We start from the raw sequence: 21,213 nt of genomic DNA on the forward strand, positions 1-21,213 counted from the left end.
TGTTGCGTTGAAACCCGGCGGTGCTGCACTGCTTTAAGGTGTTAGCCCCGATCGATAAAAGTATGCTTTCCCGTTTGCATGTCTACGCGAACAATTCGCGATCGCGAATCTTCCGGGCGTCGGTGTAGTCCTCGTCCCACCAGGGTTTCTCGCCGGGATTCCGCGGCGGTCTGGCAAGCACGAATTGTTTCCTGGCTTTCTTGGCTTCCTGTTGTGCCACGCGGAAATGGTGGTGGTCAAAAATGCGCAGCGCCTCAATCATGTAGGAGACGGCAATGCGGCGGTCGCGAATCAGCAGGAGGTTTTCCCCGTTCTTGAGGTCCGCCGGTGAGGAAAAGTTGTACGAGCCGAGATAAACCCGGGCGCTCGGTTGATCGAAGTCAATGACAACGAATTTGTGGTGCATGCGGATGCCGCTGCCGCCTGACGGTTCGGCGGAGAACGGCTCAGGGATGTTTTTTGTCAGTGCGGAAGGAAATACGGGGGCGATATTGCCGTTTGGTTTTTGCAAATCGAGACCGCCGACTTTGCGGTCGGAAATACCATACACAAAGATGTCCGCGTTACTGGTCACATTGGTGATTGCATCGAGAATCGGCCCGGGCGTCTGGTACAGGAACGCCAGCGAATAGAACAGCGACGATGTTGTCTTGCCGCCGATGTCGTTAGCCACCGTTTGCAATAGCGCGTTCGACTTGTTGTGGGGTGAAAATGCCACGCGCGCATCGATCTTCGTCAGCCCCAGATCGTTCCATTGCGCCGATGCCGCGCCAGCGAAATCTTTCGGTTTCTGCGACCAATAACCCTCAAACGCCGTCAGGAATGGTTTAATCGCACTAGCTCCTTGCAGAATCATGGCGTTATTCGATTGCACGAAAAAACCGCGCCAGCTGAAATTGGTCGAGCCGCATACGGCCTTCTGAATACTGGGGCCGTCGGCCACGATGATTTTATTGTGCTGGAGCGACAGCATGTGCTGCCGTTTCACGTTTTCCGCACCTGCCGAGACTGTGAGCCGCTGTGCCGCGAGATTTTCACTGGCGTCATCTTCGCCGTGTTCCTGGCTGTCGTCGATGATGATCTTCAAACGCTTGCCGAGTTTCTCCAGGCGCGTCAGAACGCCGGGTTCGTTGAGATCGTAAGCGATTACGCGAACCTGAGCCTGTGGGTCGGCAATGGCCTGATCGAGTACTTCGAGAATGGCGTTACGCGCCTCGAATCCCATCCATGCGAGCGCTTCTTTGGTTTTGGGGTGGGTCGGGGTGAAAGTCAATCCATCGGTTGCCTTTGCCGGTAACAATGTCGAGATATCGCCCGCCAATGCGTACCGGTCGACAAATGCCTGCGAGGAGACGAAGCCGCGCGTGAACGTGACGTTGAGCAATCCCGGATAAGTTTCGCGCCGTAGTTCGATAGCCACTTCCTGGGCGTCGCCATAGCTCAGTTCATCGGCGGCATTCATAAACACCGGCGTGACTCTGTAGATGAATTCGCCCTCGAGTTCGGCGTTACGCGGGAAATGCACCCAGCGGAATTTCTGGATCGGCGAGAGCCGCGTCGATAATTGGGTGGGATTGAGCTTGCCATCGGCGCTACGAAAACCGAGGCGGTTTTTCAATGCGAAAAATCGATCCCCGCGAGGTTCTTTATACTCGATGGCAAAACCAGCGAAATCCTGCGGCGGCCTACCGTTTTTCCAATTCATGGCAATGAGCGCCATGCCATCGCCGCGATGAAGCTTGAGCGTGAACAGCGCTGCCGCATTCTGACCACTGATCTGAAATTCACCTGTCATGACAACCTCCCGGATGGATAAGCCGATGGTAATGCACACCACGATAACCCCGCGCGACCTGACCGGGTCGGCTCTGCAATACCGGTCGGAGCAGGGTGTTGCATGATCATAATCCAATTCATAAGCGATGTCCCGGTTCACGAAGCGGCCATCGAAATGGCGCAGACTGATGTCCGGATAAAATTTTTTCGCGATTTGCATCCAATAAGGCCATTGATACGTATCTCTTAATGACGGCGCACCCGACAACATGGGCACACCGCGCATGGACCGCTTTAATCATTCAGGAGATACTCATCATGAAACTCGGATTTAAAAAAGCCAGCCCGCTCATCGCAGTATTTTGTCTACTTAGCGCCAGTGCCAGCCTGCACGCGTTCACTCTGCCGGAAGGTTATCAAGGCCGGTTTTTGGTGCCGCGCACCTTGGCGATTCAATCCGGCATCATCAATCCGGAAATCTACCCATCATCCGGCTATCCAACACCGCAACCGGGGTTTGAAAACAACATCACGCAGCAGGAAGGCTTGCGCATCTGCTTCTATGAACTCGAAGTCGATGTACGCAACTGCCAGCATGCGTTCCAGAATAATGTCGCGGGTTATAACGAATGCATCACCATGGCGGGGGAGTCGCACACCAGCTGCTTGACGTGGGTGCAAAAACTGCCGGTGGAGGAAAATAGTAATTAGGTGGTTGAATGGGTTTTTGATGCGCCTCCTTCGTCGGCGCATCATACCGTGCTTAGGTTTGTTGATGTACTAAGATTTTATTATTGTCCGTAGTTTTTCTTTTAGCGATTCAACTAAACTTGGTCCCTTGGCAGCTCTATCATTACCCCCCTTTTCTTTATACGAATCAAATGCCAGATGTATAGATTTATTTATACATTCATCGGTAATTTGCTTAACGTCCAACTTCGCTACAGAATTATTGTTTGGGTAAATGCTTTGAGTAAGTTGTGCTGTAACAGCATAAAGAACATAAAATTTAATATCGTTTATTTCTGTTGCTGTAAATTTTTTGTTAGCCTTAAGTACTATTTCTATATTTCTACCCCATGAGGATAATATGTAATAAGTATTTAGGTCATTGTTCTTGTGAAATAATTTGTTATATGAATCATCATCTTCTAAAAGAGTAGAAGGCCTAGCCCTAGCATAATCTGGTTTTTGCATAAGAGAAGACATTAAACACTGTGACATGAAAGGTATACTAATAATATCTTTAGGTTTTTTCCCCTCATTTTTGTAATAATTCTTACGCCTATCATAGAAAAGTCCTTTGAGTTTTAGGAACTCCTCAATTTGCCTATGCACCTGATCTGTTGCTCTCAATGATGCTTTTGGAATAGGTGTCTGGCTATTTGTAGCGCGTATGATCTTATCTCTAGTCTCTTCATTCTCCGGAACAATAACTCGGATTAGTACATCTCTTTTTTCATGATCTAGCTTATGATTATTTCTTGAGAAATATCGAAATATCTCATTAGAGGTCTGCAATCCGTTAACAATTTCAGGATTATGAATTACTAGTTCTTTTCCTCCTGGAGCAGATGCCTCGCTTGCTAAAATTGTTACTCCGTTATTTAACCACCAAAATTCCTCTGTACCGGGATTTTCTAAAGTATCTTGTATTTCATTGTTGATATTCGCCTTTCTTTGATAATCACGAACATTTGATTCGAAAATATGCTTTATTAATTTACCTTCCTCATCAGTAATAAATTTGTAGTATTCAGCTAAATTTGCCAGTGCAATAAATACTTGAGGGGTGGTCGAAAGCGGATTCTCAGAAATTCTTAGTCTAAAAACATCATTTACTCTCTCTTGAGCGAGTTTCATTAATTGATCTGAACCAACGAATGAAACTTCAACAATAGTGCCTGGAAGTTTCTCAATGATATCTTTTCTCAGGTCGTTAGCTTGATTCTCTACATTGGGGTGAACATCAATTCCTTTTGAAACATAGTGGATCGTAATTTTTAGTTTCGGTTTTTTGGTAATTAAACCCAAATATGTGGTTTTAAAGAGCTCAAATGCAGAAAGGACTTTGTCATTGTATCTTCCTTCAAATTCAGTTCGATCAAAATCCAGGTCAAAAAGACTCCTGCAAAGCCTTGATAGTTTTAATAGTGTTTCTTCGTTAAATGAATTTTCGTATTTGGCTTGAATTAGAATAAACTCAATATCAACATTCTTTTTATACTTATCTTTAATATCTTCATCTTCTTTTACTAGTTCGCCATTGACAAAGAGATAAATGGAGTCAGCTCCCCCGTCATGGCTTTCACCGCAACGACCTGATTCAACTTCCTCGAAGCTCAGCTCAAAATCTTTTAGAACCTGCAACGAGGCATAAAACTCAAAGAAATCACTTACAGAACTATCTTCTTCATAGTTTTCTAGTTCTTGCTTAATAATTTCTTCTAAAAGAATTTGATTGTTTTTTGACATTTCTTCACTTTGAAATAGAAGTAGTTTAATTTGTGTCTATTTTTATGAATCCAATAGACTGATCTGTTTTTTACTAGAGATTATTTCAGTTTGTTTCAAAAACAGTAATTGCTGAATTTAATCGTTGCAATAGCCATACCATTGGTATCTTCTTATCTGGATTTGTTGTTAGCCGATCCAACAACCGCCGTTTACTCTCCCCTGTAACCACCAGCACAATCTGCTCGCTTTGCGCCAGCAGCTTCAACGAAAGACTGACGCGCAGCGATGGCGCAACCGGTGGTGCGACTGCAATGCAGTGATGGGTGTCAGCTAAATCGGGATTCATGCCGGGAAACAGCGAGGCAATATGCCCATCTTCGCCCAGTCCCAACACCGTCAGACTCAATGGCAGCGGCAGTTTATCCAAGCGTTGGTGGATTGTTTCGATGGCGTCAAAAGGATTATCGTGATCAGTTTTGAGTCCCACGAAGCGCGCGTTTGCGGGAAGGTGATTCATCATGTGCTGCTTGACCAGATGCTCGTTCGATTGTGCATCGTTGACATCGACCCAGCGTTCATCGGATAGCGTGACGGTGATCCGATCCCACGGTAACTGACACTTCGCTAGTGCGGGCAGATAGTGGCGTGGGGTATTGCCGCCGGGGACGACCAGGGTGGCTTGGGGTTTGCGGCTTAAGGTGTTGCGTAGTGTGGCAGCGGCAAAATCGGCGAAGCCTTGGCTTAACGATTCGATATCCGGGAAGGCGCGCCTTTGGATCATGGAACTGCCAATGTTATTGCACCAATCCGCGTAAATCCGGGACGATCTCGATATGCGCCGGGAAAGGATTCGGGTCGCCGGGAAAGACGCGGCCCAGGAAAGCGGTGTTGTTGGCTTGCGCGCCTTCCAAATCCGCCATGGCGTCGCCGATCATCAGCACTGCTTCGGGCTTCAGGTTATGCGCCGACAAGATTTCCGCGATAATGGTTTTTTTCAGCGCCGGTGCGCCGCGCACAGCGGTGAAATAAGGTGCTAAGCCGCGCCGCTCGACGATCACTTTGAGTTCGACTTCCGGCGTGCCGGAGGCGACAAATAATGGAATTTTTTGGGATTGCTGACGGATCAATTCGATTGCGCCGGGTACGGCTTCGGCGGCGATGACGGCTTCCACGACAAGTTCGGAGAAGCGGATGTCCAGTTGCTTTTCTTCTGCCTCCGTCAGTGGCGGTTGATTGAGAAAATGTTCTTGGAAATGACGGAATTTGCGGTAGCGCGACATGCCGCCATTTTGCGTGTGAAATTGCACCACTGCCGCGACGACATCCGCGCCGTACGGGCGATAGAGTTCCGCGAATGCCTGCGTTTTAATTTTGCCGGATTCGACGACAACGCCGTCGAAATCAAAAACGATCGCTTGCCAGTTAACGTTTCTCATGGCTACGCGCGATTGTCCGATGTGGATGGGGTGGCGTCGTCGTTTTCATCGCCATGCCGCAAATCCTGGTGGATTTCCCGCAAGCAATCGAGAATACCTTGTCCCAGATCGACGTGTTCATTGAGCACCAGCTTGCGCCCGATGCGCGGTTGAAATGCGTATGGGGTGATTTCGTAGTGATGCACCGCGTTGGCTTCATCGAAATGCAATTCCACTGGCCACGGCAGGATTTCCGAGATCATCGTCATGACATCTTTGATGCGTAACCTTTCCTGGCCGGTCAGAATCATGTGCCGGTTGGCAAATTCGGGCGCCAATATTTGCACGCTCATGCGCGCCGCATCTTCCACATGGATATATTCACGCATGGCGTCGCCGCTGCCTTTGTACGTGATGGAATGATGCGCGACCGCTTCGTGCAGCATGCGGTAGATGCCGTTGCGTTTATCGGAGCGCCGCCCGTACAGCGAGCCATAGCGCAGAATGCTGTAATCCAGGCCGTAGCGCTCGTGGTAGGTCTCGGTGAAACGTTCCGCGGCCTGTTTACTGGCGCGGTAAAAAGAGCCGGATTCGGAATAGACATAAATGCTGCTGGCGAACACAAACCGGCGCGCCCCGGCGACACGCGCGGCTTCCAACGCGTGCATGTTGCCCAGCACGTTGATGGTCGCGGTCGGGATCGGTTTGTCGTTGGCTTCGTCGATATCGGCGATGGCGGCGAAGTTGTAGACGATGGAAGTGCCTTTGGCGGCTGCGATCACTTGATCGAGATTCATGATGTCGCCGATGATCATTTCCTGATTGCTTTTCAGATACGGCGACGGACTGCGGTCGAATAGCCGTACCCGGTAACCTGCGGCCGATAATGCATCCGCGACGTGGCTGCCGAGAAACCCGCTGGCGCCAAATACCACAACCTGTTCATTCACCATAGTGTTATCCGTTATTGACGAGACCTGATTTGATTAAGCCCTGCAGCAGATTTTCCGCCGCTTCGATTTCCATGCGCTGGCGCGATTCGCGCGCCAGGGAGCCGACATGCGAGGTCAGAATGACGTTGCTGCATTCGAGCAGCGAGCCGTGATACGGTTCCTGCTCAAAAACATCCAGCGCCGCGGCGCTGATTTTGCCGGATTGCAGTGCGGCCAGCAGTGCGTTTTCATCGACCAATCCGCCGCGCGCCGCGTTGATGACGATGGCTTCCGGTTTCATCGCGGCGAATGCCTTGGCATCCAGTAAATGATGCATATCCGCGCTATACGGAGTATGCAGCGTGACAATGTCGGCGCTGGCCAGCAATTGTTCCAACGGCAGCATGCTGACACCGTCCGGTATTTGGCTGGCATACGGATCGTGCGCGACCACCGTGGCTTCAAACGTCTGGCACAAGCGCGCCACGCGGCGGCCGATGTGTCCCAAACCGATGACGCCGACGGTTTGCGCCGCGAACAAGCGGCCTTGCGTACGCGGCCATTCGCCCTTGCGTACCGCCCGGTCGATCGGGTTGATTTGCCGCAATAGGCTCAGAATGTAACCCAGCGTCAGCTCCGCCACGGCTTGTGCGGGCGCTTCCGGTGTATTCAGAACATGAATGCCGCGATTTTTCGCTGCCGCCAGATCGACGCTATCCATGCCGGCGCCGCAGCGCGAGATGACTTTCAGATTCGGCGCGGCTTGAAACACCCGTTCGGTCAACGGTTCGATCCCGGCGATCAGGCCGGTAGCGCCGCCGCTCAGCAGCGCGATGATTTCATCTTCGGTGAGCTTGCGTTTGTGCGGATTGGTGATGACCTGAAAACCGTGTTGCAGCAGGCGCTGAATGGCCGGATTGTTACCGGTATCGAACGACGACGTGGAAATGACAAATGAGCTCATGATGTTTTCAAAGTGGCGCGGATGCTTTGTAAATGCGTGCGGCAGATGGAATCGAGAATGCGGATATCCAATCCATAACCGAGGAAATTAAAACCGGCTTGAATGCGTTGCTGCAATGCTTGCGGATCCGGTTCGATGACGTGAATGCCGCCGGGTTTCTGCGCGCGGCGGCCTGCTTCCAGCACTTGCGCGATGGTCGCTTGCACATCCGGGTGATTGAGATCGCCGGGGCGTCCCATCGAACCGGATAAGTCGTACGGGCCAATGATATACGCATCGATACCGGGAACAGCCAGAATCTCGTCAATCGCTTTGACCGCGTCGACATGTTCGATCATGACGACGATCACCGCGTTTTCTTCCAGCCACTGCCGGTAAGCCTGGAAACTCGAACCATAACCCTGCGCACGCGCCAGACCGACGCCGCGTTGTCCGCGCGGCGGGTAGTACACGCCATCCACCGCTGCTTTGGCATCGGCGGCGGATTTGATCATCGGCACCATGATCCCAGTAGCACCGGCGTCCATGACACGTTTGATCTGATCGGGATGATTGGAAGTGAGGCGCACGATGGCCGGACATTGCTTGCCGTCCAGCACTTGAATAATGGCTTGCACTTCGCTGAGTTCCAGCACGCTGTGCTCCATATCCAGCACCAGCCAGTCAAATCCGGCCGATGCCATGATTTCGGCAATCGACGGATGCCCCAATGTAACCCACGAACCGATGGTCAATTCAGACCGGTTCAATCTTGATTTCAATGACATAATGATTCCTAGTAGCGGGAAAGTAACGGGTCGGATTGCATCAGTTTTTCAACCCGCGCCAGATCGGCGGGGGTATCCACGGCCTGGGTATCGAATCCGGTAGGCACCATTTTCACCTGCATGCCATGCTCGAGCAGGCGCAGCATGTCGATCGATTCCAATTTTTCCAGCGGTGTCGGTGTCAACTGTGTGTATTGATACAAGGTGCTGCGGCGGAATGGAATAATGCAGACCTGCTTGTATGCCGCGGTATCGGCAAAACCGCTTTTTGCGATTGTCGGAATCGGGCGGCGCGACATATACAGCGCGTCGTTGTGTTGATTCATGACGACCTTGATGGTATTGGCGTCGAGGTAATCGGCTTCATGGTCGATTTTGCGTACCAGATTGACACAGCCCAGTTTCGGGTCATCCTTGAAAGGCGCTACGGCGGTATCGATCATATCGGGGTGCGTCATCGGTTCATCGCCTTGCACCATGACGATCAGATCCGCATCCAGGTAAACCACCGCTTCCGCGACGCGATCGCTGGCGCGTTCGTGTATATCGGAGGTCATGATGACTTGTGCGCCGAAACCTTCCGCAGCTTGGCGGATTTCTTCATCACAGGTGGCGATATAGGTGGCGTCGAGTGATTTACTCATGGCCACGCGTTTATAGATGTGTTCGATCATCGGGCGTCCGAGGATTTTTGCCAGGGGTTTGCCGGGGAAACGCGATGAGCCCATGCGGGCCGGTATGACAGCGATAGTTTTCATGAAAATGTTGTGTGTTTGGTTAATGGTTGAGTACAAAAAGTTACCGTCTAAGGCGATGTGCTGATTATCCGGTTTTTCCTCTTTTCTGGGCAACACTTATTGTTAAATTTAATTGATTTTTTGGGTACTGTGGTTTTATCCCGGTTGGCGTGCTGGTAATTGGATAGGCGCAAGAGTAGAATGAGCGCGCTTTTCAGAATCTTTTGTTTAAACTGGGGAAATAGTAGAGATGCTGCGTATCCTGAATATTTTTGTCTTCGCATCACAGCAATGAAAGCGCTTTTTTTTCTTCGTCACTATAACGATATCGATCATGTTACTCCGGTCATTTACAAATGGATTAAGTCCGGTCATCAATGTGATGTGGTATTAATCGGTTCCACCCAATTCCGCCGCGATTTCCGCATTCAATACTTGAGTCAGCTCGAAGGTGTGCGCGTTGCGCATATGAGAGAGCTGTTTCCGCTGGCCGAGTATATACAATGGCGTTTACAGATGCTGATGCTGACGCGCAATGTGCGGCGTATCAAAGTGATCGGCGGTCTGGCTGAGAAACTGGCCGATCGTTACGATGGAAAGCAGCGTGAACCGTTGTGGCGGCATACCGCCGATTTTCTGCTCAACCGGTGTTTTGGCGCTACAGGGAAAGGTGTTGTCGCATTTGACTGGATTGAACGCAATTCGGTGATTTGTTTGGAATGGGTTGAAGTGGTGATTGCCATGGCAAAAGAACGCGGTTTGGGTACGATTTCGCTGCCGCATGGCGATAGTCCGCATTACAGCCAATTGATCCGGCGCGGAGAAAGACAGCTGAAGCCCGATGCCACATTTTCGGCGGCGACGATATTCGATAGGGTGGTTGTGCCCAATGAATTATGTTCCGTGCGTTTCCGCCCGTTTATGACGGACAATCAGCTGGCGGTATTGGGTTCGCCGCGCTACTGTGAAGAGTGGCTAAAAATACTGGCCGGGTTGATGCCGCCTTCGCCGTTGGTCCGTTCGGATAGCCGATTGAAGATTGTTATGTTTCTGAGAAAAGCCAACTTCACGACATTCTGGGAAGAAGTCGGTGAAGTGGTGCATATGATCGCCGAATTTCCCGGTGTCGAGTTGGTCATCAAGCCACATACCCGCAGCGGCTGGAAACAATCCCTGACCACCGATAGTTCAATTAAAAAATTACCCAATGTTCGTGTTGCGAGTGATGACGCGCATTCGGTGCATTTGATGAACTGGGCGGATGTCATCATCGATCTGGCGACTTCCGTGGTATTTGAAGCGGTCAGGGCGAGAAAGCCGGTTCTGGCGGCTGATTATTTGATCGCGGCGCGTTCTGCGGTGGCGTATTACATGCCGGAAACCGAACTGAAAAGCCGTGACGATGTATATGAAAAAATCAACCATTTCCTGACGCATGGCTGCGATGCTTTCTATATCGAAGAACACCGGCAGCGTTTCTTGCAGGAAATGCTGGATTACCCGGATGCCGATGTGTTGCCCCGTTATGTATCCCTGCTTGAACAGCTGGCGGATTGAGTGCGGTCTTTCAAGCTGCCGTGCGGCGATCAGATGTACCGGTAAACCATGAGGGAGTGTGAATGCGGATAAAAGACATCTTGAATGAATTGGTGGTGGCCGCTTACAAATTGAAAGGCGGCTGTACCGATGTGCTGGTGAGGGGGCAGCGTATTTTAATTTCTGTCGATCACTTGCGCACACTCAATCGCGCCAAGACGTATTCAAAAAAAGAACCCGATACCCTGGATTGGCTCGATAGCTTTGAACCCGGCTCGTGCTATTTCGATATCGGCGCCAATATCGGGCAATATTCGCTATATCCGGCCAAAAAATACGGCGATAAAGTGCAGGTATTTGCGTTTGAACCGCAAAGCAATAATTACTATGCGCTCAATAAAAATATCTACCTGAACAACCTGGGGAAAAATATTTTATCTTACTGCGTGGCGGTGTCGGGACGCAGTGAATTTTCCAAATTGTTTATTCCCAAATTCATTCCGGGCGGAAACCGTTCGCAGTTCGGACATGAGGACCTGGAGAACATGAAAATGTCGGCAACGCATATCCAAGGGATGTTCGGCGTGACATTGGACGATCTGTGCGGACAATGGGGGTTCCCGGTGCCGAATTACATGAAAATCGATGTCGATGGCATTGAAATTCCCATTTTGCAGGGCGCATCGGCGGTTTTGGCAAACCCGGCGCTGAAATCCGTGATCATAGAGCTTGGCACCGATACCGAGCAGGAAAAAGCCATTGCCATCATGAAACAGGCCGGTCTCGAAGTGAAGCAAAGACCGTCCAAAAACTGGGGCGAAAGCTATTTGATTTTTGGCCGGGTGTGATGCATTAAAATTTCTCAGGCAGAACATGACGAGTGAAACTGCTGCGCCAATCATTGATGTCGTAATCCCTGTTTATAATGCAGCGGAATTGACCAAGCGGTGCATTGATTCCGTCATCGCCTGCTTGGGTTCATCGATCAGAACAATTCATATCCAGGACGATGCATCGGCGGCTGAAACCCGCGCCATGCTCGACAATTTATCTTATTCCCAACTGCATGTTTACCATGCGCCTGAAAATCAGGGGTATGGGAAGTCTGTCAACGATGCGGTGGCGCGTTCCGATGCCGATTGGGTGCTGGTGCTGAATTCCGATATCGAAGTGTTGAATAATTTTCTGCCATCGTTGTGCGGCGCCTTTGCCGCCGATCCCCAGCTGGCGGTCATTAGTCCGATGGAAGGCGATAGTGCGGAAACACAGGCCGGCCGTTACGTGCGGCAGCCGGGCGGATATATCGCCACCTATCGTTTCAGAGGTTACGCATTTTTGATCCGCCGCGCTGTTTTTCAGGCAATGGGCGGTTTCGATGCGCAGTTTGGCCGGGGCTATTATGAAGATACCGATCTGGGGCGGCGGTTGGATCAACAAGGCTGGCGCATGGGTGTGCATCCGGATGCAACCGTTCGTCACGAAACCGGCGCATCGTTCGGGCGCGGGAAAGCTTACCGGGAATTGGTGCAACGTAACCGGTCGCTCTATTTGTCGCGTTATCCGCTGGCCCGGCAAAATGTGCTGGCCGTTTCCGGCGATGCTGCGTGGGCTGGCTTGCCATCCCGGATCGCGGATTCTATGGAACAAGTGATGCGGCAAGGCGGGCGGTTGCATTGGCTGACACCGGCGTCATTGCCGCAGTTGCCGTGCCTGCAACTGCGTAACGGTAAAGCGGGCTTTAAAACGATCGTGAAACTGATGCTGCGTGGCTGGTCACGCCAAGATAAGCGCATCACCGCCGTGTGGATTTTGCCGGGCGTACCGGCGGGACTGCGCATTATATTGGCGCTGTTCGTCCGCGTGTACCGGCTGGAAATGCGCGAGTGGAAAGCGGATTAGCTTGCACCGGAATAATGGCCTTTCACGTTATCGGGAATTTCACCACGACTTATAAAAACTTCGCTTGACTGGCTTTATGCAAATATCCATCACACGGCAGGAAATATTCATCCGGTTCGCGCTGGTTCTCGTCTGCGCGGGATTCTGGCGCGGCGAAGTGAATCTGCTTGCCTTTCCATTGTTGATTATTGCTAGTTTGATGGACGGTGGTTTGTATCGATTGCATCAGGCTCTCAAGCTGCCTTTGGTGCAAGCGATTGTGCTGCTGTGTATGTTGTTGCTGGCCGGATTGCTGTGGAGCGAGCCGCTCGATCATGGCAGGATGAAATGGGTGAAGTACTTTACCTTGCTGATTCTGGTTCCATTCTATTTATTGCTGAATAAGGAGCGCTTGCCCTGGGCAATCGGTGGATTGGTTACGGGTTATCTGCTGGTTCTTGGTTTAGGTGTGTATCAGTGGCAGGTGACAGGTGAGCAAGGAATTGCGCTGTTGAAAATGTCCTATCTGAGCTTTTCGGCGATGCTTGGAGCGGGCGCAATCGTGGCTGTCGGACTGGCTTGCGTGAGCCGCTCGGTGCCGCTGGCAATCGTCTTGTGGATGGCTGCCATCGCATTAATTTATGTGCAGTTTCATCAGTACGGCCGGGTGCTTCTGCTGGCGACGCTGATGGCCGTCGTGTTGCAAATTTACCTGCGCTATAAACTGGATATACGGAAATTCTTCGGTATTTTTGCAGTTGTGTCGATAGCCGCCGGGATTTTTGCCTATAGCAGCCCTGCCTTTCAAGAAAGATTGCTGTTGGTTAAAAGCGATATCGAATTGTTGCAGCAAGGCAATTACAGTTCCAGTTTGGGATACCGCCTGGCCATGTGGGATGTCGGCTTGCATGGCATTGCCGAGCGTCCATGGACCGGGTATGGCACGGGTGCGCCGGAGCGTTATTTCGATACCACGATTCAGACTTACAAAAACGGTCTTTATAAGGACTTACCGGCATTCCAGAAGACATCGCATTACCATAACGACTGGATTGAAATCGGCATGCATGTCGGTATCGCGGGCCTGCTGGCGGTGCTATTTCTTTATTGGGCCTGGTATCAGACATTCCGGAGAATCGGCTTGGGTCTGCTCGGGGCCGGTTTGGTAAGTTATATTTTTCTCGCAGGGCTGACGGATGCCTTTCTTATTTTCAGTAGGATGCCGGTATTATTGCTGGCGATCACCGCGATCGCCATGCGCTGGCATCAACAAAAACCGGAAAGGACTTAAGCGGCGATGTCAGCAGAACGGATTGGCACGGAAACAAATGCAACTTGCTATTCGTGCGGCAAACCCGGCGAAGTCCTGTATCGCGGCCTGACTGACCGGCTGTTTGGCGCGCCGGGTGAGTGGACACTGAGAAAATGCACGGATGCCGAGTGCGGTCTGATCTGGCTTGATCCCAGACCGGCGGTGGACGAAATTGGCAAGGCTTACCGCAATTATTATACGCACGGCCATGCGAATCACGCGCGGCAATCACGTTGGACGCGCATCGTTCGTGCTATTTTGCATACCCTAAGTATCCATTTGCTGGGATTACGGCGTGAACGGCGGCGTTATAAGCGTATTTATCTGGATCAAACACCGCCGGGACGACTGCTGGAAGTAGGCTGCGGTAATGGAAAACGGCTGGCGCGCATGCGCGCATTGGGCTGGGAGGTGATGGGGCAGGAAATTGACCCGGTGGCTGCGGAACATGTGCGTCATGTAAAAGGAATCCCGGTGCATTTAGGGCCGCTTGAAACCATCGAGCCGGGTGAATATGATGTCGTGCTGCTGAGTCACGTGATCGAGCATGTGCACGATCCTGTGGCGATGCTGATGACTTGCCATCGTTTGCTGAAGCACAATGGTCTTCTTGTGGTGTTGACGCCGAACGCCGCGAGTTATGGGCACAGTCAGTTTGGCGCCGCATGGCGCGGTCTTGAGCCGCCCCGGCATTTGCATCTATTTACCAGCCAAACGTTAAGCCAACTGGCGCAGAAAGCCGGTTTCAGCGACCCACGCTGCTGGACAACACCGGTCGGTGCGTACGGCATTGGTCAGAGCAGTCCGCCATTGACTGAGGCGGGAATCGGACAGCAGTCCGTTACGATGCGCGATGTCCTACGGGGATTCAGGTTTCAGGTGGCGGCCAGCCTGGTTTTTCTGCTGAATAAAAACTCCGGTGAAGAGTGTGTGTTAATGGCATCAAAGAAAACAACTCCGATCTGATTAGCGATCATAAAGGGGAAATCAATGAACGATATTCAATCAGCGGTTATTCCTGAGTCAGGCGGATTCATTCCGGTTAATCCGGCAATCGAAGCGTATATGCGTACTTTGCTTACGCACAGCGATCACCCGGTGCTTGCTGAGATGGAAGAATTTGCGCAGCTGAGAAATTTCCCCATTGTTAACCGCTTGACCGGTATTTTTCTTGAAACTCAGGCGAAAATGATTAATGCCAAGCGGATATTTGAATTTGGCAGCGGTTATGGCTATTCGGCGTATTGGTTTGCAAGAGCGGTCGGCGCCGGCGGGCGTGTGATATGCAGCGACGCGAATGCCAGTAATCGCGCGCGTGCGGAGAAATATCTCACTGCTGCTGATGTATGGCAACGGATAGAATTTTGCGTGGGGCTGGCGCAGGATGTTTTTGCCCAAACGGATGGAATATTCGATATTTGTTATAACGATGTAGACAAGAGCGATTATCCGGAAATCTGGCGGATGGCGAAGCAGCGTATCCGTTCCGGCGGGTTGTATATTGCCGATAATGTGCTGTGGCATGGCCGTGTCGCGTTAAAAGGCTCGCAAGAGACGATGAGTGGTTCGACAGAAGCCATTATGGAACATAACCGGCTGATTTTTAATGATCCTGATTTTGATGCGTTTATCAATCCGACCCGCGACGGTGTGATCGTTGCCAGAAAGAAATAATGGCCGCACGCGTCTCTGAGCTGATTGCTTGTTCATGCAATTGGCATGGCGGTTTAATCGATAAATTGGTATAGTTAATATACTTTTCGTTTGCAGTGCGGCATGTTTTTTATGATATGCACAGTGCTATAAATTATCTTTTTCAAGGAAATCAATTTTTATGCAAATTCATGTTTACGATACGTATGTTAAGGCAAAAGATGGACATACCATGCACTTTGATGTATTCACCGCAGTGAAAGATGATCAAAAAGCGGTTGAATATGCCAAGCAATGGTTAACGTCAATTGGAGAAAGCACTGCGGTTGTGACCAGCCGGGAATGCAGTTTTTGCCATAGCCAAAGTGCTCCGCCAAATGTGACTGATGAAATCACGAAAAACGGTTTTTATATTTATAAGATGGAAGGCTGTTAATAATCTTGGCGGATGGTTGGTAATCGGGATTGAAGATGCTTCCTATCTCTTGACTCCGGTCTATCGCTGAAAAATCGTATCGACAATACTTCTCAAGGTTTTTAAAATGAAGCGGAAATGTAGAAAATTGATATTGGCTGGCGTTATTTTTTCACTCTGTAATGCAGCGCAAGCCGCGGAGCCCAAACTGCTCGGCCAGCATGGCGACTGGACTGCCTATATGTTCATGGAGAACAATAGCAAAGTGTGTTACATGGTGAGCCAGCCGAAAAAATCGGAAGGGAATTACTCAAAGCGTGGCGATGTATTTGCGTTGATTACCCATCGCCCTGCGGAAAAGAGTAAAAATGTTTTCAGCTATATCGCCGGTTATCCCTATAAGCCGGGAAGTGATGCGACGGTTACTGTGAACAATCAGAATTTCAAGCTGTTTACTCAGGATGACTCAGCGTGGGCTCCCGATCAAGCCACCGATAATAAAATCACGGATGCGATCAAACGTGGAAGCTCCCTGGTGGTTAAAGGTGCGTCGGCTCGCGGCACGGAAACCGTGGATACTTTCGGGTTGGGCGGTTCGACTTCCGCGTATAAGGCGATCTCGGCTGAATGCGGTGTGAAATAGCCGGTTTCTTATCGCGCAATCGAGAGAATATCGACCCGGCAGGCGGGAAAAAATATGACTGACAAGATCGTTATTTATCAGAAACCAGCTTGCAGCAAATGCAGGGCGACTCTATCTTTGCTCCAGGAAAGTGGCGAGGAGTTCGAGTCGATCAATTATTACGAGGTGCCTTTAACAGCGGATAAGCTGCGTGAGTTAATCCTAAAACTTAACCTGCCGGTGCGCGATATTCTGCGTAAAGATGAGTCCGCCGCGCGTGACTTAAGTGCGGCATCGGATGATGAAATCCTGGCGGCTATGGTTAAAAATCCGGATCTGATTCAGCGGCCCATCGTGGTGCGGGGTAACCAAGCCAAAGTATGCCGCCCGCCGGAAAATGTTTTGGAGCTGCTTAAATAAGATTAACGTCAACAGCAGAGTTGTGTTGTTGCGTGTATCAATCTGCGGTGCTTTTTGATAGGCGAGGATCAGTGCCGACATTGCACTGATCCTGATTGTGATGTTTGCTGTGCTGCGTCTTACTCTGCTGCTGCGGATGCTGCGTTTTTGTTATCACTAGAAGAAGCACGAGCAGGCAGTTTTTCGCGAATCCGGGCCGACTTGCCTGCACGGTCTCTGAGATAATAGAGTTTTGCACGGCAAACATCACCGCGGCGCTTGATTTCTATGCTCGCTATCAATGGCGAATAGGTTTGGAAAGTACGTTCAACGCCTTCTCCGCTTGAAATCTTGCGGACGGTGAACGCTGAATTCAAACCACGATTGCGCTTGGCAATTACTACACCTTCGTAAGCCTGTACGCGTTTACGATCACCTTCAACCACATTGACGTTGACAATGACGGTATCTCCTGGAGAGAAACCAGGTATTTCTTTATTCAGGCGTTTAATTTCTTCTGCTTCTAATTGTTCGATGATGTTCATGATATTTCCCCTCTTTTTACCTGGATTTACAAGATTGTTTAAATTCTTCCAACAGTTTTTCTTCTTCCCGCGTCAAGCCATGCGCAAATTTTAACTCAAATAAATCAGGCCGCTTTAACCACGTTCTACCAATCGCTTGCTGTAACCGCCAGCGGCGGATATGGGCATGATTGCCTGACATCAATATTTCCGGTACACGATTTCCTTGATACACCTCGGGTCGAGTGTAATGCGGATAATCCAATAATCCATCCACAAACGAATCTTGATTTGCAGATTCGGGATCACCCAGAGCCCCCGGAATTTGCCGCACTATACAGTCGATTAACACCATTGCAGCCAGCTCACCGCCGGAAACTACATAATCGCCAATAGAAATCTCAATTTCCACTTGACGATTGATTAAGCGTTCATCCACGCCCTCATATCGCCCGCACAGCATAATCAATCCCGGCAGTTTGCTCAGCTGTGTAACCATTTTGTGGTCAAGCCGTTTTCCCTGTGGCGTTAGATAAGCAACCGCGGGTTTTTCAATCCCGGCAACATGCTGTCTCGCTTTGGCTTGTACGATGGCATCTTCCAGCGGTTGAGCCATCATGACCATTCCGGGGCCACCGCCGTATGGACTGTCATCTACCGTGCGATAATTATTGCTGGTAAAGTCGCGCGGATTCCATGTGTTGAGACGAAAGATATTATTCCTGTTCGCTTTTCCTGTTATGCCATAGTGCGTGACGGCGTCAAACATTTCCGGAAATAGCGTAATAACATCGCATTCAAAAGGCATCGCTTATTATTACCTTAATCGTCTTTGCCCCAATCCACTGTAATTCGAGAAAGCTTCAAATCAACTTCGATGATGAACCGATCAACAAAAGGAATGAGGATCTCTTTTTTATCCTCGCTCCCATTTTGTATGCACAAAACATCATTTGCGCCCGTCTCAAGTAAACCGGCAACCTTGCCTAATTCTTCGCCCGCTTGATTTTGCACCGTAGCGCCAATCAAATCCGACCAGTAGTAACCATCCATTCCATCTTCGGATAAATCAGGAAGCTGGTCGCGCGGGACTGCTATCTGCATTCCGTTTAATGCGAAGGCTTGCGTGCGATCGGTGTATTCGGCGAATTTTGCATTCAGGATGCTGCCATTCATACGGCCGGAAACGACATGCACCTTCTGCCAGTCTTTATTATCTTTACTCAGCCACCATACCGGATATTCCATTAATCCATCGATGTATTCTGTATACGGATTAACTTTTACCCAGCCATAAACGCCAAATGGGCCGATAATATGGCCCATTATCACCATCGGTGTATTTCGTTCGCTTATTTTAGCTATTTGCTGATGCTACTTTGCTGGTGGAAAACTGTTTGATTAACCGGGTTGCCGTTGACGATAACTGAGCACCTTGGGATTGCCAATAAGCAACACGATCCAATTGAACGCGCAATGCTTCTTCGCCACCAGTGGCCCGCGGATTATAAAAGCCAACACGCTCGATAAACCGGCCGTCACGTGCGTAGCGGGAATTAGCTACCACCATGTTAAAAAACGGACGTTTTTTTGCGCCACCCCTTGCCAATCTGATTATAACCATGTTTTTCCTATGAATCTGTCAGTCTAAAAGTATGAAGCTTGAATTTAATTAACATTTAATTTTACAGTAATTCTTGCGATTCTGACAAGTGATAAAATAGCCATGCATTACCATGATGCTCTTAAAGCAAGCACGGATTATCATGTCCAATTACTGTATTTCTGAAGCGGGATTATAAATTGCTCTCAAAGTTTTCCAAAAACTTGATTATCGATGAATCAAACCAGTGCGTTTCATGCGGCTTATGTCTACCGCATTGTCCGACATATCGTGTCTTGAAATCGGAAGCGGATTCTCCGCGTGGGCGTATCGCGTTAATGAATGGTGTTGCGAATGGGCGGATTGCTTTGAATGCGCGATTTATTCAACACATGGATCGTTGTTTGACGTGCCGGGCTTGTGAGGCGGTTTGTCCGAATAGTGTTTCATATGGACGTTTAATCGACGAAACGCGTGCGCTGATTGCAGATCAATCAAAATCCGCGGTGGCCGTCCGGAAATCAAACTGGCGCGTTGCGCTGGAACGGCTATTGCTGACCCAGCCGGCGCGTTTGGACCGGTTGCGCCGATTGCTGCATTTTCTGCAAAAAAACGAGTGGTTGCGCGGGTTGCGGAGATTAAACCTGATCGAGAACAATCGAATACTTAAATTCATCGTTCAGCTTCCGGTGGTTAAGTTTCCTTATGCAGCGGCTACGGGTGGAGAAAATACTGCAAGCAATAGCAGCACTTGGCGGGCGGTTTATCCCGCGCAGGGCGAGAAACGCGGTGAAGTTGCTTTGTTTTTAGGGTGTGTGGCGCGTGTGACCGATGTGGCCACCTTAAATTCGAGTATTTATGTATTGAATCGCTTGGGCTACACAGTCCATATTCCGCGCGATCAAACGTGCTGCGGTGCTATCTATCAGCATAGCGGTGCGCTGAAGCAGGCTAATGAGTTGGTGCAGCGGAATAAATTGGCTTTTGCTGAATTTGATACAGTGATCAGTGCCGCCTCGGGTTGCGGTGTGCAATTACTGGAATCCGGTGTTGCCGGAGAGCAGGGCAGAGTTATCGATATCAGTCATTTTTTGATGGCGGTAAAGGGGTGGGAAAGTATTGACATTGCGCCGTTGGCGCAAAAAATACTGGTGCACGAGCCGTGCAGTTTGCGGCATGTATTGCGTGAGCAGACCTATCCCTATCAATTGATTGCCCGGATACCCGGCGCGGCAGCGGTGCCTTTGGCTGGCAATGATCAATGCTGCGGCGCAGCGGGTACTTACTTCATCGATCAACCCGAAATTGCGGATACGTTGCTGCAAAACAAGATAACCGCAGTCAAGGAAAGAAAGGCTCAGTACCTGGTCACTTCGAATATCGGTTGCGCAATGCATATGGCCAATGGATTGTACGAAAACGGAATTCATGTCGAAGTGCTGCACCCGGTTACGCTGCTGGCTAGACAAATGGGGTTGGAATTATAACCGGGTAAATTTTAGTGTACCTAAATGCGGGCATATCGGCCTATAATGGCACGTCAATTCTTATTCAAGGATGAAGTAAAAGACGATGATTACTATCGATAAGCTTATCATTGGTTTTGACAGCGCCCTGCGGACACTCTCGACACCGGCTCAGACTTTGCGGCCTGTGCCTGGCAATGAACTGCCGGAAGCTGAGATGACGGATGCGGAAAAACGATTATCGTGTGCGTTGATGCGGGTAAATCATGTCGGTGAAGTATGCGCGCAAGCGCTGTATCAGGGGCAGGGACTGACAGCACGCAATGAAACGGTGCAGCAAACGCTGATGCAGGCCGCGCGTGAAGAAACCGAACATCTGGCTTGGACGGAACGCCGTATCGCTGAACTGGGCGGGCATAAAAGTTTCCTGAATCCGCTCTGGTACGGCGGATCATTTGCCATCGGTGTGGTGGCAGGCATGCTGGGGGATAAATGGAATCTGGGTTTTCTGGCTGAAACGGAGCACCAGGTCGGCGCCCATCTAGCCGGTCATCTGGAGCGTTTGCCCAATCATGACGAGAAAAGCCGCGCCATCGTGTCGCAAATGAAAATTGACGAAGCCAGTCATGCGACCATGGCATTGTCATACGGTGGCGCAGAATTGCCGTTGCCGGTGAAATTAACCATGAAACTTGGATCGAAATTAATGACTCATACCGCATACTGGGTTTGAGCGCGGCATTACCTTGGAAAGACA

24 protein-coding genes are annotated in these 21,213 nt (G+C 50.1%); 12 read left to right on the forward strand and 12 right to left on the reverse strand.

What is annotated here, in order from left to right; genetic code table 11:
• Positions 1-82: 82 nt before the first annotated feature.
• Entirely contained in the window at positions 83-2,062 is a 1,980-nt protein-coding gene (locus tag ABD07_RS10105; RefSeq protein ID WP_205010683.1) for a phospholipase D-like domain-containing protein, read from the reverse strand.
• 32 nt (positions 2,063-2,094) lie between these two features.
• Here ABD07_RS10105 and ABD07_RS10110 point away from each other — a divergent pair, with 32 nt between their 5' ends.
• Entirely contained in the window at positions 2,095-2,487 is a 393-nt protein-coding gene (locus tag ABD07_RS10110; protein ID WP_160818160.1) for a hypothetical protein, read from the forward strand.
• A 69-nt stretch (positions 2,488-2,556) separates the two neighbouring features.
• On the opposite strand, the gene ABD07_RS10115 is transcribed toward ABD07_RS10110, so the two are convergent.
• From ABD07_RS10115 to ABD07_RS10145, 7 genes are all read right to left on the reverse strand, one after another.
• The gene (locus ABD07_RS10115; protein ID WP_160818161.1) at positions 2,557-4,251 is read right to left on the reverse strand and encodes an AIPR family protein; all 1,695 of its coding nucleotides are present in this window, start codon (positions 4,249-4,251) and stop codon (positions 2,557-2,559) included.
• An 85-nt stretch (positions 4,252-4,336) separates the two neighbouring features.
• Positions 4,337-5,014, reverse strand: coding sequence for a 6-phosphogluconolactonase (pgl, locus tag ABD07_RS10120; RefSeq protein ID WP_160818162.1), 678 nt, complete (start codon positions 5,012-5,014; stop codon positions 4,337-4,339).
• A gap of 13 nt (positions 5,015-5,027) precedes the next feature.
• Complete coding sequence (locus tag ABD07_RS10125; RefSeq protein WP_160818163.1) at positions 5,028-5,669, reverse strand: HAD family hydrolase; 642 nt, start codon at positions 5,667-5,669, stop codon at positions 5,028-5,030.
• 2 nt (positions 5,670-5,671) lie between these two features.
• The gene (locus ABD07_RS10130; protein ID WP_160818164.1) at positions 5,672-6,601 is read right to left on the reverse strand and encodes an NAD-dependent epimerase/dehydratase family protein; all 930 of its coding nucleotides are present in this window, start codon (positions 6,599-6,601) and stop codon (positions 5,672-5,674) included.
• A 4-nt stretch (positions 6,602-6,605) separates the two neighbouring features.
• Positions 6,606-7,544, reverse strand: a complete 939-nt coding sequence (locus tag ABD07_RS10135) for a phosphoglycerate dehydrogenase (RefSeq protein WP_160818165.1) — start codon at positions 7,542-7,544, stop codon at positions 6,606-6,608.
• A complete protein-coding gene (locus ABD07_RS10140; RefSeq protein WP_160818166.1) occupies positions 7,541-8,311 on the reverse strand; it encodes an HpcH/HpaI aldolase family protein in 771 nt (256 codons plus the stop codon). Before ABD07_RS10140 ends, ABD07_RS10135 begins: the two co-directional genes overlap by 4 nt.
• An 8-nt stretch (positions 8,312-8,319) precedes the next feature.
• Positions 8,320-9,069, reverse strand: a complete 750-nt coding sequence (locus tag ABD07_RS10145) for a 3-deoxy-manno-octulosonate cytidylyltransferase (protein ID WP_160818167.1) — start codon at positions 9,067-9,069, stop codon at positions 8,320-8,322.
• A gap of 270 nt (positions 9,070-9,339) precedes the next feature.
• On the opposite strand from ABD07_RS10145, the gene ABD07_RS10150 reads away from it, so the two are divergent.
• The 9 genes from ABD07_RS10150 (at position 9,340) to ABD07_RS10190 (ending at position 16,884) form a co-directional block, all read left to right on the forward strand.
• Complete coding sequence (locus ABD07_RS10150) at positions 9,340-10,605, forward strand: hypothetical protein (protein WP_160818168.1); 1,266 nt, start codon at positions 9,340-9,342, stop codon at positions 10,603-10,605.
• 62 nt (positions 10,606-10,667) lie between these two features.
• A complete protein-coding gene (locus tag ABD07_RS10155; protein WP_160818169.1) occupies positions 10,668-11,432 on the forward strand; it encodes an FkbM family methyltransferase in 765 nt (254 codons plus the stop codon).
• A 25-nt stretch (positions 11,433-11,457) separates the two neighbouring features.
• Positions 11,458-12,483, forward strand: a complete 1,026-nt coding sequence (locus ABD07_RS10160; protein WP_160818170.1) for a glycosyltransferase family 2 protein — start codon at positions 11,458-11,460, stop codon at positions 12,481-12,483.
• Positions 12,484-12,559: 76 nt separating this feature from the next.
• Positions 12,560-13,753, forward strand: coding sequence for an O-antigen ligase family protein (locus tag ABD07_RS10165; protein ID WP_160818171.1), 1,194 nt, complete (start codon positions 12,560-12,562; stop codon positions 13,751-13,753).
• Positions 13,754-13,759: 6 nt separating this feature from the next.
• Positions 13,760-14,740 (forward strand): class I SAM-dependent methyltransferase, encoded by a 981-nt coding sequence (locus ABD07_RS10170; RefSeq protein ID WP_160818172.1) that lies wholly within the window; start codon positions 13,760-13,762, stop codon positions 14,738-14,740.
• 24 nt (positions 14,741-14,764) lie between these two features.
• On the forward strand, positions 14,765-15,448 hold the full coding sequence (locus ABD07_RS10175) for an O-methyltransferase (protein WP_160818173.1): 684 nt from the start codon (positions 14,765-14,767) through the stop codon (positions 15,446-15,448).
• A 160-nt stretch (positions 15,449-15,608) separates the two neighbouring features.
• Positions 15,609-15,863, forward strand: coding sequence for a DUF2024 family protein (locus tag ABD07_RS10180; RefSeq protein WP_108697440.1), 255 nt, complete (start codon positions 15,609-15,611; stop codon positions 15,861-15,863).
• 106 nt (positions 15,864-15,969) lie between these two features.
• Positions 15,970-16,485 carry an invasion associated locus B family protein gene (locus ABD07_RS10185; RefSeq protein ID WP_160818174.1) on the forward strand — a complete coding sequence of 172 codons (516 nt, stop codon included), beginning with the start codon at positions 15,970-15,972 and terminating at the stop codon, positions 16,483-16,485.
• A 54-nt stretch (positions 16,486-16,539) separates the two neighbouring features.
• Positions 16,540-16,884 (forward strand): arsenate reductase family protein, encoded by a 345-nt coding sequence (locus ABD07_RS10190; RefSeq protein ID WP_160818175.1) that lies wholly within the window; start codon positions 16,540-16,542, stop codon positions 16,882-16,884.
• 119 nt (positions 16,885-17,003) lie between these two features.
• Here ABD07_RS10190 and rplS read toward each other — a convergent pair whose 3' ends face one another.
• The 4 genes from rplS to rpsP are packed head-to-tail and all read right to left on the reverse strand — an operon-like array spanning position 17,004 to position 19,011.
• Positions 17,004-17,408, reverse strand: coding sequence for a 50S ribosomal protein L19 (rplS, locus tag ABD07_RS10195; protein WP_108697443.1), 405 nt, complete (start codon positions 17,406-17,408; stop codon positions 17,004-17,006).
• 16 nt (positions 17,409-17,424) lie between these two features.
• Entirely contained in the window at positions 17,425-18,195 is a 771-nt protein-coding gene (trmD, locus tag ABD07_RS10200; protein ID WP_160818176.1) for a tRNA (guanosine(37)-N1)-methyltransferase TrmD, read from the reverse strand.
• A gap of 14 nt (positions 18,196-18,209) precedes the next feature.
• The gene (gene rimM, locus ABD07_RS10205) at positions 18,210-18,722 is read right to left on the reverse strand and encodes a ribosome maturation factor RimM (protein WP_160818177.1); all 513 of its coding nucleotides are present in this window, start codon (positions 18,720-18,722) and stop codon (positions 18,210-18,212) included.
• 22 nt (positions 18,723-18,744) lie between these two features.
• Positions 18,745-19,011: a 30S ribosomal protein S16 gene (rpsP, locus tag ABD07_RS10210; protein ID WP_108697446.1), complete on the reverse strand. Its 267-nt coding sequence runs from the start codon at positions 19,009-19,011 to the stop codon at positions 18,745-18,747.
• Positions 19,012-19,214: 203 nt separating this feature from the next.
• Between rpsP and ABD07_RS10215 the strand changes: the two genes are divergently transcribed.
• Together ABD07_RS10215 and coq7 are read left to right on the forward strand one after the other, a co-directional pair.
• On the forward strand, positions 19,215-20,477 hold the full coding sequence (locus ABD07_RS10215) for a (Fe-S)-binding protein (protein ID WP_240142517.1): 1,263 nt from the start codon (positions 19,215-19,217) through the stop codon (positions 20,475-20,477).
• A gap of 85 nt (positions 20,478-20,562) precedes the next feature.
• Entirely contained in the window at positions 20,563-21,189 is a 627-nt protein-coding gene (gene coq7 / locus ABD07_RS10220) for a 2-polyprenyl-3-methyl-6-methoxy-1,4-benzoquinone monooxygenase (protein ID WP_132424613.1), read from the forward strand.
• The last annotated feature ends 24 nt before the right edge of the window (positions 21,190-21,213 follow it).

Origin of the sequence: Nitrosomonas oligotropha (assembly GCF_009833085.1) — a bacterium.
Lineage (GTDB): Bacteria > Pseudomonadota > Gammaproteobacteria > Burkholderiales > Nitrosomonadaceae > Nitrosomonas > Nitrosomonas oligotropha.

What these genes read in the sequence shown, in the direction of transcription:
- ABD07_RS10180 (WP_108697440.1), top strand. Translation starts at nt 15,609, where the DNA reads ATGCAAATTCATGTTTACGATACGTATGTTAAGGCAAAAGATGGACAT.
- ABD07_RS10140 (WP_160818166.1), bottom strand. Translation starts at nt 8,311, where the DNA reads ATGTCATTGAAATCAAGATTGAACCGGTCTGAATTGACCATCGGTTCG.
- rpsP (WP_108697446.1), bottom strand. Translation starts at nt 19,011, where the DNA reads ATGGTTATAATCAGATTGGCAAGGGGTGGCGCAAAAAAACGTCCGTTT.
- ABD07_RS10165 (WP_160818171.1), top strand. Translation starts at nt 12,560, where the DNA reads ATGCAAATATCCATCACACGGCAGGAAATATTCATCCGGTTCGCGCTG.
- trmD (WP_160818176.1), bottom strand. Translation starts at nt 18,195, where the DNA reads ATGCCTTTTGAATGCGATGTTATTACGCTATTTCCGGAAATGTTTGAC.
- ABD07_RS10135 (WP_160818165.1), bottom strand. Translation starts at nt 7,544, where the DNA reads ATGAGCTCATTTGTCATTTCCACGTCGTCGTTCGATACCGGTAACAAT.
- ABD07_RS10110 (WP_160818160.1), top strand. Translation starts at nt 2,095, where the DNA reads ATGAAACTCGGATTTAAAAAAGCCAGCCCGCTCATCGCAGTATTTTGT.
- ABD07_RS10160 (WP_160818170.1), top strand. Translation starts at nt 11,458, where the DNA reads ATGACGAGTGAAACTGCTGCGCCAATCATTGATGTCGTAATCCCTGTT.
- ABD07_RS10145 (WP_160818167.1), bottom strand. Translation starts at nt 9,069, where the DNA reads ATGAAAACTATCGCTGTCATACCGGCCCGCATGGGCTCATCGCGTTTC.
- coq7 (WP_132424613.1), top strand. Translation starts at nt 20,563, where the DNA reads ATGATTACTATCGATAAGCTTATCATTGGTTTTGACAGCGCCCTGCGG.
- ABD07_RS10150 (WP_160818168.1), top strand. Translation starts at nt 9,340, where the DNA reads ATGAAAGCGCTTTTTTTTCTTCGTCACTATAACGATATCGATCATGTT.
- ABD07_RS10115 (WP_160818161.1), bottom strand. Translation starts at nt 4,251, where the DNA reads ATGTCAAAAAACAATCAAATTCTTTTAGAAGAAATTATTAAGCAAGAA.
- ABD07_RS10125 (WP_160818163.1), bottom strand. Translation starts at nt 5,669, where the DNA reads ATGAGAAACGTTAACTGGCAAGCGATCGTTTTTGATTTCGACGGCGTT.
- ABD07_RS10185 (WP_160818174.1), top strand. Translation starts at nt 15,970, where the DNA reads ATGAAGCGGAAATGTAGAAAATTGATATTGGCTGGCGTTATTTTTTCA.
- ABD07_RS10175 (WP_160818173.1), top strand. Translation starts at nt 14,765, where the DNA reads ATGAACGATATTCAATCAGCGGTTATTCCTGAGTCAGGCGGATTCATT.
- ABD07_RS10190 (WP_160818175.1), top strand. Translation starts at nt 16,540, where the DNA reads ATGACTGACAAGATCGTTATTTATCAGAAACCAGCTTGCAGCAAATGC.
- rimM (WP_160818177.1), bottom strand. Translation starts at nt 18,722, where the DNA reads ATGGTGATAATGGGCCATATTATCGGCCCATTTGGCGTTTATGGCTGG.
- ABD07_RS10130 (WP_160818164.1), bottom strand. Translation starts at nt 6,601, where the DNA reads ATGGTGAATGAACAGGTTGTGGTATTTGGCGCCAGCGGGTTTCTCGGC.
- ABD07_RS10155 (WP_160818169.1), top strand. Translation starts at nt 10,668, where the DNA reads ATGCGGATAAAAGACATCTTGAATGAATTGGTGGTGGCCGCTTACAAA.
- ABD07_RS10170 (WP_160818172.1), top strand. Translation starts at nt 13,760, where the DNA reads ATGTCAGCAGAACGGATTGGCACGGAAACAAATGCAACTTGCTATTCG.
- ABD07_RS10105 (WP_205010683.1), bottom strand. Translation starts at nt 2,062, where the DNA reads ATGCGCGGTGTGCCCATGTTGTCGGGTGCGCCGTCATTAAGAGATACG.
- rplS (WP_108697443.1), bottom strand. Translation starts at nt 17,408, where the DNA reads ATGAACATCATCGAACAATTAGAAGCAGAAGAAATTAAACGCCTGAAT.
- pgl (WP_160818162.1), bottom strand. Translation starts at nt 5,014, where the DNA reads ATGATCCAAAGGCGCGCCTTCCCGGATATCGAATCGTTAAGCCAAGGC.